At 31.3% G+C, this 13884-nt stretch carries 15 protein-coding genes; 6 read left to right on the forward strand and 9 right to left on the reverse strand.

The genetic code is table 11. The features are described from left to right. Positions 1-517: 517 nt before the first annotated feature. Both msrB and prfB read right to left on the reverse strand, forming a co-directional pair. Positions 518-964: a peptide-methionine (R)-S-oxide reductase MsrB gene (gene msrB / locus AC4FQ3_RS22355; protein WP_302095444.1), complete on the reverse strand. Its 447-nt coding sequence runs from the start codon at positions 962-964 to the stop codon at positions 518-520. Between the two features lie 152 nt (positions 965-1116). Further along, positions 1117-2215, reverse strand: a protein-coding gene (gene prfB / locus AC4FQ3_RS22360) for a peptide chain release factor 2 (protein ID WP_302095445.1) whose coding sequence is annotated in 2 segments (ribosomal slippage) — positions 1117-2151 and positions 2153-2215 — 1098 coding nt in all. Because the reading frame shifts where the segments join, the coding sequence is not laid out codon by codon here. A gap of 150 nt (positions 2216-2365) precedes the next feature. On the opposite strand from prfB, the gene AC4FQ3_RS22365 reads away from it, so the two are divergent. Further along, a complete protein-coding gene (locus tag AC4FQ3_RS22365) occupies positions 2366-3385 on the forward strand; it encodes a threonine aldolase family protein (protein ID WP_073393606.1) in 1020 nt (339 codons plus the stop codon). A 143-nt stretch (positions 3386-3528) separates the two neighbouring features. On the opposite strand, the gene AC4FQ3_RS22370 is transcribed toward AC4FQ3_RS22365, so the two are convergent. After that, positions 3529-3849, reverse strand: coding sequence for a YbaB/EbfC family nucleoid-associated protein (locus AC4FQ3_RS22370; RefSeq protein WP_491183339.1), 321 nt, complete (start codon positions 3847-3849; stop codon positions 3529-3531). Between the two features lie 68 nt (positions 3850-3917). Here AC4FQ3_RS22370 and AC4FQ3_RS22375 point away from each other — a divergent pair, with 68 nt between their 5' ends. The 3 genes from AC4FQ3_RS22375 to AC4FQ3_RS22385 all read left to right on the forward strand — a co-directional run bounded on the left by AC4FQ3_RS22375 (position 3918) and on the right by AC4FQ3_RS22385 (position 8428). Then, positions 3918-6053: a S9 family peptidase gene (locus AC4FQ3_RS22375; RefSeq protein WP_491183340.1), complete on the forward strand. Its 2136-nt coding sequence runs from the start codon at positions 3918-3920 to the stop codon at positions 6051-6053. Positions 6054-6124: 71 nt separating this feature from the next. Next, entirely contained in the window at positions 6125-7165 is a 1041-nt protein-coding gene (capA, locus tag AC4FQ3_RS22380) for a cysteate synthase (protein WP_042564217.1), read from the forward strand. 354 nt (positions 7166-7519) lie between these two features. Further along, positions 7520-8428: a LamG domain-containing protein gene (locus AC4FQ3_RS22385; RefSeq protein WP_491183341.1), complete on the forward strand. Its 909-nt coding sequence runs from the start codon at positions 7520-7522 to the stop codon at positions 8426-8428. 85 nt (positions 8429-8513) lie between these two features. Here the strand turns inward: AC4FQ3_RS22385 and AC4FQ3_RS22390 are convergent, their stop codons facing one another. Next, positions 8514-8708, reverse strand: a complete 195-nt coding sequence (locus tag AC4FQ3_RS22390; RefSeq protein WP_042564219.1) for a hypothetical protein — start codon at positions 8706-8708, stop codon at positions 8514-8516. A 464-nt stretch (positions 8709-9172) separates the two neighbouring features. Here AC4FQ3_RS22390 and AC4FQ3_RS22395 point away from each other — a divergent pair, with 464 nt between their 5' ends. Further along, positions 9173-9928 carry a hypothetical protein gene (locus tag AC4FQ3_RS22395; protein WP_491183342.1) on the forward strand — a complete coding sequence of 252 codons (756 nt, stop codon included), beginning with the start codon at positions 9173-9175 and terminating at the stop codon, positions 9926-9928. A gap of 151 nt (positions 9929-10079) precedes the next feature. Here the strand turns inward: AC4FQ3_RS22395 and AC4FQ3_RS22400 are convergent, their stop codons facing one another. From AC4FQ3_RS22400 to AC4FQ3_RS22410, 3 genes are all read right to left on the reverse strand, one after another. Beyond that, positions 10080-10622 carry a hypothetical protein gene (locus AC4FQ3_RS22400; protein ID WP_491183343.1) on the reverse strand — a complete coding sequence of 181 codons (543 nt, stop codon included), beginning with the start codon at positions 10620-10622 and terminating at the stop codon, positions 10080-10082. A 338-nt stretch (positions 10623-10960) separates the two neighbouring features. After that, entirely contained in the window at positions 10961-11278 is a 318-nt protein-coding gene (locus tag AC4FQ3_RS22405; protein ID WP_491183344.1) for a hypothetical protein, read from the reverse strand. 333 nt (positions 11279-11611) lie between these two features. Further along, positions 11612-12061, reverse strand: a complete 450-nt coding sequence (locus tag AC4FQ3_RS22410; RefSeq protein WP_491183345.1) for a hypothetical protein — start codon at positions 12059-12061, stop codon at positions 11612-11614. A gap of 195 nt (positions 12062-12256) precedes the next feature. Here AC4FQ3_RS22410 and AC4FQ3_RS22415 point away from each other — a divergent pair, with 195 nt between their 5' ends. Next, positions 12257-12409 carry a hypothetical protein gene (locus tag AC4FQ3_RS22415; RefSeq protein WP_491183346.1) on the forward strand — a complete coding sequence of 51 codons (153 nt, stop codon included), beginning with the start codon at positions 12257-12259 and terminating at the stop codon, positions 12407-12409. Positions 12410-12515: 106 nt separating this feature from the next. Here AC4FQ3_RS22415 and AC4FQ3_RS22420 read toward each other — a convergent pair whose 3' ends face one another. Beyond that, positions 12516-12905: a hypothetical protein gene (locus AC4FQ3_RS22420; RefSeq protein ID WP_491183347.1), complete on the reverse strand. Its 390-nt coding sequence runs from the start codon at positions 12903-12905 to the stop codon at positions 12516-12518. 2 nt (positions 12906-12907) lie between these two features. Next, positions 12908-13867, reverse strand: coding sequence for an EndoU domain-containing protein (locus tag AC4FQ3_RS22425; RefSeq protein ID WP_491183348.1), 960 nt, complete (start codon positions 13865-13867; stop codon positions 12908-12910). Positions 13868-13884: the final 17 nt, after the last annotated feature.

Raw genomic sequence — 13884 nt, forward strand, 5'->3', positions numbered from 1 at the left:
ATTAATTTATTGATTGTTTTTTAATTTACGAACCTTGTTTTAATGAGAAAATTATCTCTTAAAACAACTTTTGATTATCTATTTTAAATTTAAAAAAGGCATTAGATTTCTTTTTAATCCTCTGGTTGTCATTTAGCTATAAATATAAAAAGCAATTAATTTAGAAAGAATAAGCCTGATTATCTTACGTTTTATGATAAAGAAGATTTAAAGAATCTATCACTATTAAATTTTAAAGTGTTCATTTTTCTTTTCAGTTTTTAATTCAGAGAAAAAAAGGATCGATAAAAAATTTTAGTTAAAATAATGATTATTTGATAATTCTCAAATTTGGTATAATATTTATAAGGTATTTCTTTGTTATTTGTATTTTGTTTTTTAAAAAGAAGACACTCTATTTTACCTTTTAAATTCTATTTATTAAGTACTTAAACTCGGAAAAACTATTTTTAAAAAAAATAAAAAAGCGACTTTCTTTTTCAGAAAAGAAGTCGCTTTAAAATGATGTAAAGTTTATTTACTCTTTTATTTTGGAAAGAGAAATCGCATTTATGCAATAACGTAAACCGCTCGGTTCGGGACCATCAGGAAAAACGTGACCCAAATGCGCATCGCAGGTATTACAAACTACTTCAACACGAATCATTCCGTATGATTTGTCGGCGTGATATGCAATTGCATTTTCCTGAATTGGTTGTGTAAAAGAAGGCCATCCGGTTCCTGATTCAAACTTTTCAGAAGCATCAAAAAGCACAGTGCCACAACATTTGCATTCATAAATTCCCGGATCAAATAAACTACAAAGCTCAGAACTAAAAGATCTCTCGGTTCCTTTTAAACGTGTTACCTGATATTCTTCAGGAGTTAAAACTTGTTTCCATTCTTCTTCGGTTTTTTCCACTCTTTTTTCAGGAGTTGGATTTCCCTGATTCGAAAAACGAATTATATCTGCCCATTTTATCATAATCGTATTTTTTTAACCATTAAAACATTAAGAAAAATAAGTCTTGGTTCTTTATTATTTTAAACCATTAAGATAATAAGAAAAATTAAGTTCTAGCTTAATGAAACTTAATATCTTAATGGTTTAAAGAAAAATTTTAAATGTTTTAAAATTTATTCTTCTTCTTTTTGTCCCATCATCATTAAGAAAGCTTTCAAAAACGGATCTATATTTCCGTTCATCACACCGTCAACATCGCTGGTTTCATAACCTGTACGAACATCTTTTACCAATTTATAAGGCTGCATTACATAATTACGTATTTGCGAACCCCATTCGATTTTCATCTTTCCGGCTTCGATATCGGCACGTTGCGCTTGCTGTTTCTTTAATTCAATTTCGTACAACTGAGAACGTAACATTTGCATGGCACGTTGTCTGTTATCTTGCTGAGAACGCGTTTCAGAACATTGAATCTGGATTCCGGTTGGTTTGTGTACCAATTGTACTTTGGTTTCAACCTTATTTACGTTTTGTCCTCCCGCACCACTAGAGCGAGATGTTGTAATTTCGATATCGGCAGGATTAATGTCAATTTCGATACTATCATCAACAAGCGGATAAACATAAACAGATACAAACGACGTGTGACGTTTGGCATTACTGTCAAAAGGTGAAATTCGTACCAATCTGTGTACACCATTTTCTCCTTTTAAGTAACCAAAAGAATAATCACCTTCAAATTCTAAAGTAACCGTTTTAATACCGGCAACCTCACCTTCCTGAAAGTTCAGTTCTTTTATTTTATAGCCATAACTTTCTCCCCACATCATGTACATACGCATTAGCATTCCGGCCCAGTCACAACTTTCGGTTCCGCCGGCTCCGGCAGTAATTTGAACAACGGCGCTTAAACTGTCACCTTCATCAGAAAGCATGTTTTTGAACTCGATGTTTTCGATATGGTCCTGCGTTGTTTTGTAATGCTCGTCTAATTCTTCTGCAGAAAGTTCTCCTTCTTTATAAAAATCATACGCCAATTGCAATTCATCAGTAAGTTCGATTGCTTTGTTATAATCTTCGATCCATTTTTTCTTGTTTCGAAGGTTTTTTACAATGACTTCGGCTTCTTTTGCATTGTTCCAAAAGTTGGGTGCGAAGGTTTTTTCCTCTTCGTTGGCAATTTCGATTAGCTTGGCATCGACGTCAAAGATACCTCCTCAACGCACCAAGGCGCTCCACAATACCTTTTATTTGTTCGGTAGTTGTCATAAATTAATATTAGTTTTATATGTTTTTTATAAATATTACGTTAATTTGGTTCTAGGATATTCCCAAGTTAAAATTTACTAAAACTTGCCAAGAATAACTATAAGTAATACGTAATTTTGTTGTACAAAAATAAGATATAGTTTTTAGAATATGGAAATAAATTTAATTAGCGATACCATTACCAAACCTACCTATGAAATGTTGCAGTATATGTTTAACGCTCAGGTTGGTGACGATGTATACAAACAAGATCCTACAGTTATCGAATTAGAGACAAGGGTAGCTGAGTTTTTTGGTATGGAAGCAGGACTTTTTTTTCCATCCGGAACTATGGCCAATCAAACCGCAATTAAATTACACACACAACCCGGAGAGCAATTAATTGCCGATAAATATGCACATGTTTATCATTATGAAGGAGGCGGGGCTTCTTTTAACAGCGGTGTTTCATGCTGTTTAATAGATGGAAATAGGGGAATGATCAATGCAGCGCAGGTTGCAGCGGCAATCAATGATCCTGAGTTTTATCACAGTCCGTTAACGAGTTTGGTTTGTGTAGAAAATACAACCAATAAAGGGGGCGGTGCTTGTTATGAATTAGAAGATTTAAGAGAAATAAAAAAGGTTTGCGACGACAATAATCTGAAATTTCACTTAGATGGCGCCAGAATTTGGAATGCATTAGTTGCCAAAAGACAAAATCCGAAAGAATTTGGAGCAATTTTCGATACAATTTCTGTTTGCTTATCAAAAGGATTGGGCGCTCCTATAGGTTCTGTATTGTTAGGGAGTAAAGCTGATATTCACAGAGCGTTGAGAATCAGGAAGATATTGGGCGGAGGAATGCGTCAGGTTGGTTATTTGGCTGCAGCCGGATTGTATGCTTTGGCACATAATATCGAAAGATTAGCCGAAGACCACAGAAGAGCTAAAGAAATTGCAGCAGTTTTAAGCACAAAACCATGGGTTGCGGCAATTGAACCTGTTGAGACCAATATTTTGATTTTTTCATTGGCCGAAGGTTATAACGATCAGCTTTTAATAGAAAAACTAAAACAAAAAAATATTTCCATCAGTTCAATGGGACATAATAAACTTCGTATTGTAACGCATTTAGATTACAGAGAAGTAATGCATACTTATGTGATTGAAACGCTTCAAAAGTTTTAAAAAAGAGATGCTAAGGTACTGAGATGCTAAGTTTTTTAGTTAAGACTGTATCTATTTAAATAAGCAAAGGTTCTAAGATTCGAAGTATCCTATTGGAAAAAACTCAGAATCTTAGAACCTTAGTATCTCAGAAACTTAGATTCTTATTTAAACAAATTATCCATTCCCGGAATCATTGGCATATCCATTTTGGCAACGGCATCAAGTTCTTTTTCGTTTACGCTTGTTGCTTTTTCGATAGCTTTATTTAAGGTTACAATTAAATAATCTTCCAATTGTTCTTTATCTTCAAGTAAAGAATCATCAATAGAGATTGATTGTATCTTTCTATTAGCCGTTAATGTTACTTTCAATAATCCGTCAGCACTTTGCTCATCAATTAAAACAGTATCCAGACGTTTTTTGGTATCTTCAATTTTTTGTTGGGTTTCTTTAAGTTTTCCCATCATTCCCATTAAATCCATTTTTGTTGATTTTTAAATTATTTCAGACAAAATTACTATATTGCTGTATTATATCAATACAATATTTTATGAAAAAATTAATTCTGTTCTATTGTGTTTATAGTATTTTTGCCTCGACTTATATAAAAATTAATGCTCAACCAATGCAAAACGATATATCGGCTCCACAGGCCAAAGTAGTTCCAAAATCACTAAAAAAACACAAAGAAACCAGAATTGATAATTATTTTTGGCTGAACGACAGAGAAAATCCAGAAGTTATTGATTATTTAAATCAGGAAAATGCATACTACGAAGGTATGACTTCGCATACAAAAGGTCTTCAGGAATCTTTATACGAAGAAATGAAAGGCAGAATTAAAGAAGATGATTCCTCTGTGCCTTATTTCTATAATGGTTATTATTACATTACTCGTTTTGAAACTGGTCAGGATTATCCAATTTTTTCAAGAAAAAAAGGAAGCCTTTCGGCAGATGAAGAAATTATGTTCAATTGCAATGAATTGGCAAAAGATCACGCTTATTTTAAATTAGGCGGATTAAGTATTAGTCCGGATAACAAATTTGCCACTTTTGGTGTTGATATTGTAGGTAGAAGAATTTATACTATTCAGATAAAAAACTTAGAAACCGGAGAAATTCTGGCAGATAAAATCGAAAATGCAACCGGTGCATCTGTTTGGGCAAATGACAATAATACTATTTTTTATGTCAGACAAGATGAAGTTACTTTGCGATCTGATAAAGTTTTCAGACATAAATTAAATACAGGTTCAGAAAAAGATGTTTTGGTTTTTAATGAAACAGATGATACTTTTAATGTTTCGATAAGTAAAGAAAAATCAAGAAAATATATTGTTATTGGTTCTGGAAGTACTTTAACAACAGAATACAGAATTTTAAATTCAGATAATCCTGATGGTGAGTTTGAAGTGTTTCAAAAGCGTGTTCGTGGTTTGGAATACAGTATTTCTCATTACGAAGATTCCTTTTATATTTTAACCAATAAAGACAAGGCAACCAACTTTAAGTTGATGAAAACGCCTGAAAACAGAACAGAAAAGAAATTCTGGAAAGATCTTATTCCGCATCGCGAAGATGTTTTATTGGAAGATATCGAAATTTTCAAAAACTATTTAGTAGTAGAGGAGCGCTCAAACGGTTTAAATCATATTCGAATTATGCCCTGGAATGGCGAAGCGGATTACTATTTACCTTTTGGAAGCGAAACCTATAATGCTTATACAACGACCAATATTGATTTTGATACAGATGTTTTACGTTACAGTTATCAATCGCTTGCAACGCCATCGTCTGTAATTGATTTTAATATGAAAACCAAAACCAAAGAAATCTTAAAAGAGCAACAGGTTTTAGGAGGGAAATTTGATAAAGAAAATTACATCGAAGAGCGCGTTTGGGCAACTGCGAGAGATGGAGTTAAAGTTCCAATTTCGATAATTTACCGAAAAGGATTACAGAAAAATGGCAAAAACCCTTTATTGCTTTATGCCTATGGTTCTTATGGGATAACTATGGACACCTATTTTTCTTCTACACGACTTTCTCTGTTAGACCGCGGATTTGTTTATGCCATCGCTCATATTAGAGGTGGTGAAGATTTGGGAAGACAATGGTATGAAGATGGAAAACTGTTAAAAAAGAAAAATACCTTTACAGATTTCATTGATTGCTCTAAATTTGTAATAGATGAGAAATACACTTCTGCTGATCATTTGTATGCAGAAGGAGGATCTGCCGGAGGACTTTTGATGGGAGTTATTATAAATGAAGCGCCACAATTGTATAATGGTGTTATCGCTCAGGTTCCCTTTGTAGATGTTATTACAACAATGCTCGACGACAGTATTCCGTTAACAACGGGAGAATATGACGAATGGGGAAACCCAAACAATAAAAAATATTACGATTATATGTTGTCGTACTCACCATACGATAACGTAAAATCACAACAATACCCTAATATGTACGTTTCTACAGGACTGCATGATTCGCAAGTACAGTACTGGGAACCAGCAAAATGGGTCGCCAAGTTGAGAAATTTAAAAACAGATAATAATCTTTTGTTCTTAGATACCAACATGGATGCTGGACATGGCGGTGCTTCAGGCCGATTTGAAGCTTTAAAAGACTTAGCAAAAGAATTTAGTTTTTTATTAGATTTAGAGAAAATTAAAAGCTAATTAGAAATTTTTTGTTAAATTTGCAACCTATCAAGGTATATTTAAAATTGCCTTCGATTAACTATTTTTTTATGAAAGAAGAAATAAATGCTTATAATAATGTTTTAGAGTTAATAGGTAACACCCCACTTATTAAGCTAAATAAAATCACCGAAGAGTTAGAAGGAAATTTCTACGCAAAGGTAGAAGCTTTTAATCCGGGTCATTCCTCAAAAGATAGAATCGCGTTATATATTATTGAAGAAGCCGAGAAAAGAGGAATACTTTCTCCAGGAGATACCATAATCGAAACAACATCTGGTAATACAGGTTTTAGTTTAGCCATGGTAAGCATTATAAAAGGTTATAACTGTATTCTGGCAGTAAGTTCAAAATCATCGAAAGATAAAATTGACATGCTGAGAAGTTTAGGAGCTAAAGTGTATGTTTGTCCCGCACACGTTTCTGCAGATGATGAAAGATCATATTACAACGTTGCAAAACGTTTGCATGAAGAAACAAAAGGTTCAGTTTACATTAATCAGTATTTTAACCAATTAAATATTGATGCCCACTACAACTCTACAGGTCCTGAAATCTGGGAACAGACAAAAGGACAAATTACACACCTTGTTGCTTGTAGCGGAACCGGAGGAACAATCTCAGGAACTGCAAAATTCTTAAAAGAGCAAAATCCAAACATTAGAATTTTAGGTGTAGATGCTTTTGGTTCAGTATTGAAAAAATACCACGAAACAAAAGAATTCGATAACAAAGAAATTTATCCGTATCGTATTGAAGGTTTAGGAAAAAACCTGATTCCATCTGCGACAGATTTTGATATCATCGATAAATTCATGAAAGTAACCGATGAAGAAAGTGCTCACTCTGCAAGAGAAATCACTCGTAAAGAAGGTTTGTTTGTTGGATATACTTCGGGAGCAGTAATGCAGGCAATTAAACAATATGCAGAAGAAGGAGAGTTTACAAAAGACAGTAATATTATTGCAATCTTCCCTGATCATGGTTCTCGTTATATGAGTAAAGTATTTAGTGATGACTGGATGAACGAACAAGGATTCTTTGACAGTATTAATGAAGAGGAAGTTCAAAAAATTGAATTTGTAAAGTAAATTAAAAATACTTTTTAAAATATATAACTCCATTCGTGTAAACGAATGGAGTTTTTTTTTAAGAATCGTTTTACAAATCTATAATCTTAATATTATTAAATGTTAAAATATTTTGATTGAATGAGAATAACGTATTTATAAGCAATAAGTGCTTGTTTATGTTGAATTAAATTTATAGTTTTAACAAAATTTATAAAAGTATAAATTAATTTAATTAAGAGTTTTAAATAATCAATTTTGGTTATTTAGCGATTATTTAGGTTCGTTGTCGACTATATTTTTAGTCACAGACATTATAATATAGTTTAGTATTGTTAAAATATAAAGTTTTAAATCCCCAAACATCTATAAAATATGAAGAAATTATTACTAACATTAATGTTTGTAAGTTTTTTAAATACTAATGCCCAAAATCCCATTCAGGAGTTCAAGTTTGATGGAAATTTAAAAAGTACCGATAATACAATTTCTTTTTTGGGAACCCCTATTTTTGTAAATGACAGAACAGGTGCTGTTAAAAGTGCTCTGAGATTAACTAATAAAGGTTTTGAAGTTGTAGTAGGTGATCTTCCGCAGGGAAATAAACCAAGATCAATATCTGTATGGGTGAAATTTAATACTATTACTTCACCAAATTATATTCTAGGTTATGGCAGCCCGGCCAATACGCAATATTTTGGTTTACTCCAACAAGCGGCATCCGCAGGCAATTCTGAGTTAAGTCTTGCAGGTTGGGGAGCCACAAATGATGTTATTGTTTCGGTTCCGCTTGCTAAAGATGTTTGGTATCACTACGCCATCACTTATGACGGAAATGCCTCAAAAATATATCGTAATGGCGAATTACTAAAATCAGTTGATGGGATTTCACGATTAACAAAAGGATATATTTTAAGACTCGGAGAACTGAATACAACAGTTGGAATTAACGCGGATATAGACGATGTAAAAGTATATACCGTTGCCATGACAAACGAGCAGGTTATGGAGTCTTATAATAGCTCAAAACCAACGAATGCTGTTGTAGCATCTCAACAAAGTACTTCAGCTCAAAAAAGTGCTCCTGTAGTAGTAGAGAAAACTGCAGCTCCTATAAAAATGACAGCTCCGGCAACTGCATCAGCAACAGATACAAAAAATGCATCTAAAATTGTTGAGGTTTTTTCACAAGGAACAAAAGTAGCAGGGGCAAATGCTACAAATATTGGTGATTTACCCGAAGGAACTTACTTATTGAAAGTAACCAATAATCCAAAAAAATAGCCAAAATAAAGATTATTCATTAATCCTATTTTTAATAAATATAAAAGAAAAAAGCCTTTTGAAATAAATCAAAAGGCTTCTTTTTTTAATGCTTTTTCTGTTGTCCTGGTGCGTAAGCTTTGGCGCTTTGACTTCCCGACATTTTTTTCGCTTGTCCCGGTGGCATTTTTTTCGGTCCACCATCGTTATGCACATGTGCAACACAGCTTATAACGCTAAGAGCTACAAACAAAATCACCATTATAATTACGGCAAATTTCGTGTATTTTGATGTTTTCATAAATTATTTTTTTATTTTTTTGTTTTTGGATTTACAAATATAAGAGATTATATTTTTTTCTTGAAACCTTAAATCTATTTAGAGTGTATATATACAGTTAAAGATTATGAATTTGAAATGATGTAAAAAAGCCTTCTAAAGTTAAACTTTAGAAGGCTTTTTAATTATTAGTATTATTTGCTTTTTAGCTTATAACGCTTATGACAACAAATAAAATCACCAGAATAATTACGGCGAATTTTGTGTATTTTGATGTCTGCATGATATTGTTTTTAAATTATTTATTCTTCTAATTGCCGCAAATATAATAGTTTATTTGAATTATTAATCTTACAGGTATTTAAATTAACCATAAATTATAAAAATCAAAAAATATTTTTATTTCTTCCCAACCTTTTCGGGAAAAACATTCTCTATATAAGTAGAAAGCATTTTGAAATGATTTTAACTTAAAAATATATACTATGAAAAAGAAATTCACCTTAGAAATAGCAAGTCCTTGTTCTGAAAATTTTGATAAAATGATTCCGAATTCAAAAGGTTCGTTTTGTGATTCGTGCGCTAAAAACGTAATTGATTTAAGTAAAAAATCGAACTCTGAAGTAGCTAAATTTATTGCAGAAAACAAAGGTAAAAACATTTGTGCACGAGTAAAATCAACACAGTTACAAGAAGAATTTGCATATAATGAAACATCAAAAATCAACAATTTTAAATATGCCGCAATCGCAGCATCGGTTTTATTAGCCTCGAATGTTTCAGCGCAAGAAAAAGAGCCAATTCAAACCGAAATTACTTCTCCGAAATTAAATAATCACATTGTAGGTAAAATTGCCTTTAAGCAGCCAGTTGAGGAGGAAGTTTCAATTATTGTAAAAGGAAAAATATTAGATTCAAAAACAAATAAACCTTTAAATAATAAAACATATCCAAACTTAATGCTGACTATAAATGATTCACCAACTCCGTTTAAAGTAAATGCAAAGACGGGTGAATTTGCTATTCCTTTAAAAGTTTTAAAAAATAGTGATAATCTTTATCTTAGTATTGTAAGCGGTGATTATTATTTATCTAAAACAATACCTTTTGATATAAAATCAGTTAAAGGAAATGTTTTTAAACAAGATATAATTATTGAAACAGAAGAGTTGACTAAAATTATGATTATGGGAGGATTGGGTGTTAATTATGTTGAGAAGAAGGGGAGTAGGGAGATTTGATATGTTTTTATGAAGTAGAAAAGCCTTCTGGATTTCAGAAGGCTTTTTTGGTTAAAATACCAATTGTTTTTCAGATGATTTTCTAATTGTAGTGAAAGTAATTTCAATTAATTTTTTATTATCAAAGTTTAATTGGAGTGCTAATGAAAAATCATATATTACTAGCTTCCCATCTACCCAGTTTTTTTCTTTTTTTAATTTGATGTAATGCTAATTCCTTTATTTTCTCATCTTCTGATAGTGATATTTTTTCTAATGCTTCAATATTGTGTGGCTCTGGCTGTGCACCGATTGCATAGATTATTTTACGAATAAATGGATATTTTAGATCGTCATCATATTTATAAAATTCAGGAAGTGAAGAAAGCAGATGCATTAAATATGTTATGTTCTCTTTATCATTATTAAAACTATCTTGGAATGTTTCAATTATAGATTCGTGACCATGATGCCAATTCTCTAATAAAAAGAATTGTAATAGTTTCATAAAATCACTATCGGGCATAGAGAGTGGAAATCTCCATAATATCTTACTAAATCTTGTATCATAAATAGAATCAGTTTTTGATTCTAATAATAACTGTTTCAGCTCTTCATAATTTGCCCTATAAGGAAAAATGAGAAACAATTTGTCTCTTCTAACTTTATAATTTTCATCAAAAATTTTCCAGTCTTTATCTAAAACTTCCATCATTATTTTATTTTTTCAAAAAATAATATATTTTTATGAAACTCTGCTAATGGCTCGATCGCTCGGATATGGGACATTTAGACAACGATAGCGAGGAAATTCTTTCCGTACCCGCAAAGTATATCAATTAAGAAGAACTAACTTCAATTTATTTATAAATCTGCATGATTCTCATTGAACCAGAAAACAATCTCTCAATTTAATAGATTTCTTTAATTATGACTTTTCTTGTGTCTTATAGCAACGGGCACGGAAAGAATTTCCGCGCTATCTATGTTTATATATATCTGAGCTATCGCGGTTATAAAGTAAATTCATTTCTAGAAAAAGTATTTTTGCTATCATGGACTAAGACCATCAGATTTAACTTGTAAACGTGCTTTTAAATAAATGTGAAATTTCTCGAAAAACAATTTAATATCAGCCTCAGAATAACGCTGTTTAAATGGTGAATCAACTATTGATAAACAATAGTCATCTTGAGTTAAAGCGAAGTCAAGACATTTATATAACATTTCCCAATATTCCAATGTTCCTATTTTTAATAAATGCTCCCAATAATCATCTTCAAACACTTTTTCATTATTCAATCTATGATGATGATGATAAATAAAATGAACTGCCATCCCTAAATATTTTTGAAGAGTTTTTACTTCCATTTTAGTAAATTCTATTTATTTTAAGATTATTTATATTCAATCTAGCTATACGACGTCTTCTTCTAAACTGACAGCAATGCTGGCGAAGTCTCCCCACTTCGTACCCATTCCTAAATTTTATTCAAACCTGTAGTAATCATAAAATGCTTTTATTACGTCTTGTTCTTTCATTTCTTATTTTATTATATTAAGGATTTGTAATCGCTCTCTTATTTAGAGTATTATCTTTTACCCGCTTCTTCACTCCAAACTTTAACATAACCATTTGAATTTTTATTTTGACTATAAAAAATATTCTAAATGAAGAGTATTAATAAAATATTTTTTTTTCATTTAGTTTTTTTTAAATAATAAATATAATATTGAAAATATTGAGAATAAAAAGAAAAAAGGCTCAAGTAAATATTTCAAATTTAATTCAAAAATACTATTTGGTTTTGAAAAAAATAAATTAAACGATGTAAACTTAGAATGATAGACTATTATTCTGAGATCTTTATATTTATTTGAAAAGGGACTAATTTGCTTACTGATTGTTATTGAGGCTTTTTTGTTGTTAGACATTAAAAAGCCTTCATAAAGGTTAAAAAAATTAGATGATGAATTTCTTCCTGTACCTGATGCTGTCCCATATTTTTTGACAATTAGAACATCTTTTACGAAACCATTTTCGCAAAAAACAATGGAATATCCGGTTTTAAGTACAGAAAAATCATTAATCATCTCAATTGTTAATATTAAAGATGATAATACTATGATAGTATATGCAATAATTTTTTTCATTATATTAATTATTTTAGCTTTTATATTCACCACCTGCTCTGCAAAATTTTCTTCTAAACTGTCCTGTGATGTTGGCGAAGTCTCCCGACTTCGTACCCGCTCCTAAATTTAACTTGTAAATCTCAAATTATAGAATTTCCTCGCTTTGGGTTTAATTCGTTATAAGTTCTAAACTTACTAAAGTCTTTTGACTTTTTGAATGAATATTTGCATTTTGATATAAAATCAGTAAAAGGAAATGTTTTACAACAAGATATAATTATTGAAACAGAAGAGTTGACTAAAGTTATGATAATGGGCGGATTGGATATTAATTATGTTGGGGAGAAGGGGAGGGTAGAGATTTGATTTTTTTGAGATGTTCATATAAAAATAAAAAGCCTTCTTTAGTTTAGAAGGCTTCTGAATTTAGCTTATTTGGCTTAGAATAGAATGAATAATATTATCTCATATCTTATGTAAGACTTTCACTGTCGTCAAGTGCATTTTTTGCTTCGTCTATATTGTCTAACATTCTCTTGAAATAGATACTCGATGTATACTTTTTCGTAGTATATTCAATCCTTTCAATAAAGTCCTTGCTTTGGAATTTTCCGCTTATTGCACCAAAACTATTTGATACAATTTCAAAGTTCACATCATTGTCAAGAGACTCAATAAACTCGATCGCTTTAGTTTCATTCAAGGACAAAAGAACTTCTAAGATATTGCGAAGTATCATTCCTGCTGGGTCAAAGCTACCGTATTCTTTTGACTCAACCTCGATTATTTTATATACTAAGAATAAAAGTTCTCTTTCCGTAAAGCTAAACGAACAAGATTGTGAATTAGTATTAAATTCCATTTTTAAAATTTAGGGTTTAGAATTAGTTGACCTGCTGAATTGGGCTGAAACTTATTATCGGGAAAAATGGTAGCAAACTGTCCATTAGTCTTGATTAAACCTACCCTTACACCATTATAAGTATCAAAAAGAGGAACTCCATCTGCTAAAGAATTATAAGTAGATTGATTTTGTTGAATAACATGTTTTGCGGCTGTATCAATATCCTGCTTTGTCCAATTAGACGGAAACCATGATTGACCAATGCCTTGAGTTTTTGCTGTTACTTTATGATCAGGAATATTTCCTGTCCTCACACCGTTATCAAATGTGTGTTCAATATTATGTTGTTTGCCGGTAGACTTCAAATAGTCAATGTTACTTTGCCCATGGCCACCGCCAGTCATTTTACCAGATTCTAAAGATGTATTTGGATTGTGTGGGTTTGCAAAATCTCCTATATCAGAATGTGTAAGTGGATCTTTTGACTGATAATAATACCTGTCAAATCCTTCAGGGTTACCTTTTATGGTTCCTTCTTTCCATTTCTTCAACAATCCCTTATTAGGATCATTCAATGCAGATAAAATATTACTTGGTGTTTCTTCAGGAAAATTACGCATGAACTTATTTTTAGCAACTTCATCTAAAGAAGTAAATTGATTCTTTAAGTACGAATAACCTTTTGAATTTAATAAGTTTGCAAAGTCATTTGTTATATTACCAATTCCTTGTAATGCCTTCCATTTCAAATATCCACCAGCTTTACCAATTTCATCTAAATTCTTTGAAACTAAGTTAAGTTCTTCTACACTCCTTGTAAGACCAGCTTTTTCGTTATATAATATTTTCCAGGAATCATATGCTTTTTGCGGATCTTTTTCTGCGAAAGCTACAAGTTCTTTAGATGTATACATGTCATTTTTAAAGAAATTCTTTATAGTTTCACATTGTGCATTTACATTTAAGAATGTAAATAACATAACCCATAATGTTAAAT

It is taken from the genome of Flavobacterium sp. AK-345 (genome assembly GCF_058310175.1).

Excerpts from the sequence above, each read along its gene's own strand:
- capA (WP_042564217.1), top strand. The coding sequence starts at position 6,125 with ATGAAAGAAGAAATAAATGCTTATAATAATGTTTTAGAGTTAATAGGT.
- AC4FQ3_RS22400 (WP_491183343.1), bottom strand. The coding sequence starts at position 10,622 with ATGATGGAAGTTTTAGATAAAGACTGGAAAATTTTTGATGAAAATTAT.
- AC4FQ3_RS22365 (WP_073393606.1), top strand. The coding sequence starts at position 2,366 with ATGGAAATAAATTTAATTAGCGATACCATTACCAAACCTACCTATGAA.
- AC4FQ3_RS22410 (WP_491183345.1), bottom strand. The coding sequence starts at position 12,061 with ATGAAAAAAATTATTGCATATACTATCATAGTATTATCATCTTTAATA.
- AC4FQ3_RS22375 (WP_491183340.1), top strand. The coding sequence starts at position 3,918 with ATGAAAAAATTAATTCTGTTCTATTGTGTTTATAGTATTTTTGCCTCG.
- AC4FQ3_RS22390 (WP_042564219.1), bottom strand. The coding sequence starts at position 8,708 with ATGAAAACATCAAAATACACGAAATTTGCCGTAATTATAATGGTGATT.
- AC4FQ3_RS22385 (WP_491183341.1), top strand. The coding sequence starts at position 7,520 with ATGAAGAAATTATTACTAACATTAATGTTTGTAAGTTTTTTAAATACT.
- AC4FQ3_RS22395 (WP_491183342.1), top strand. The coding sequence starts at position 9,173 with ATGAAAAAGAAATTCACCTTAGAAATAGCAAGTCCTTGTTCTGAAAAT.
- AC4FQ3_RS22405 (WP_491183344.1), bottom strand. The coding sequence starts at position 11,278 with ATGGAAGTAAAAACTCTTCAAAAATATTTAGGGATGGCAGTTCATTTT.
- AC4FQ3_RS22420 (WP_491183347.1), bottom strand. The coding sequence starts at position 12,905 with ATGGAATTTAATACTAATTCACAATCTTGTTCGTTTAGCTTTACGGAA.
- AC4FQ3_RS22425 (WP_491183348.1), bottom strand. The coding sequence starts at position 13,867 with ATGTTATTTACATTCTTAAATGTAAATGCACAATGTGAAACTATAAAG.
- msrB (WP_302095444.1), bottom strand. The coding sequence starts at position 964 with ATGATAAAATGGGCAGATATAATTCGTTTTTCGAATCAGGGAAATCCA.
- AC4FQ3_RS22370 (WP_491183339.1), bottom strand. The coding sequence starts at position 3,849 with ATGGATTTAATGGGAATGATGGGAAAACTTAAAGAAACCCAACAAAAA.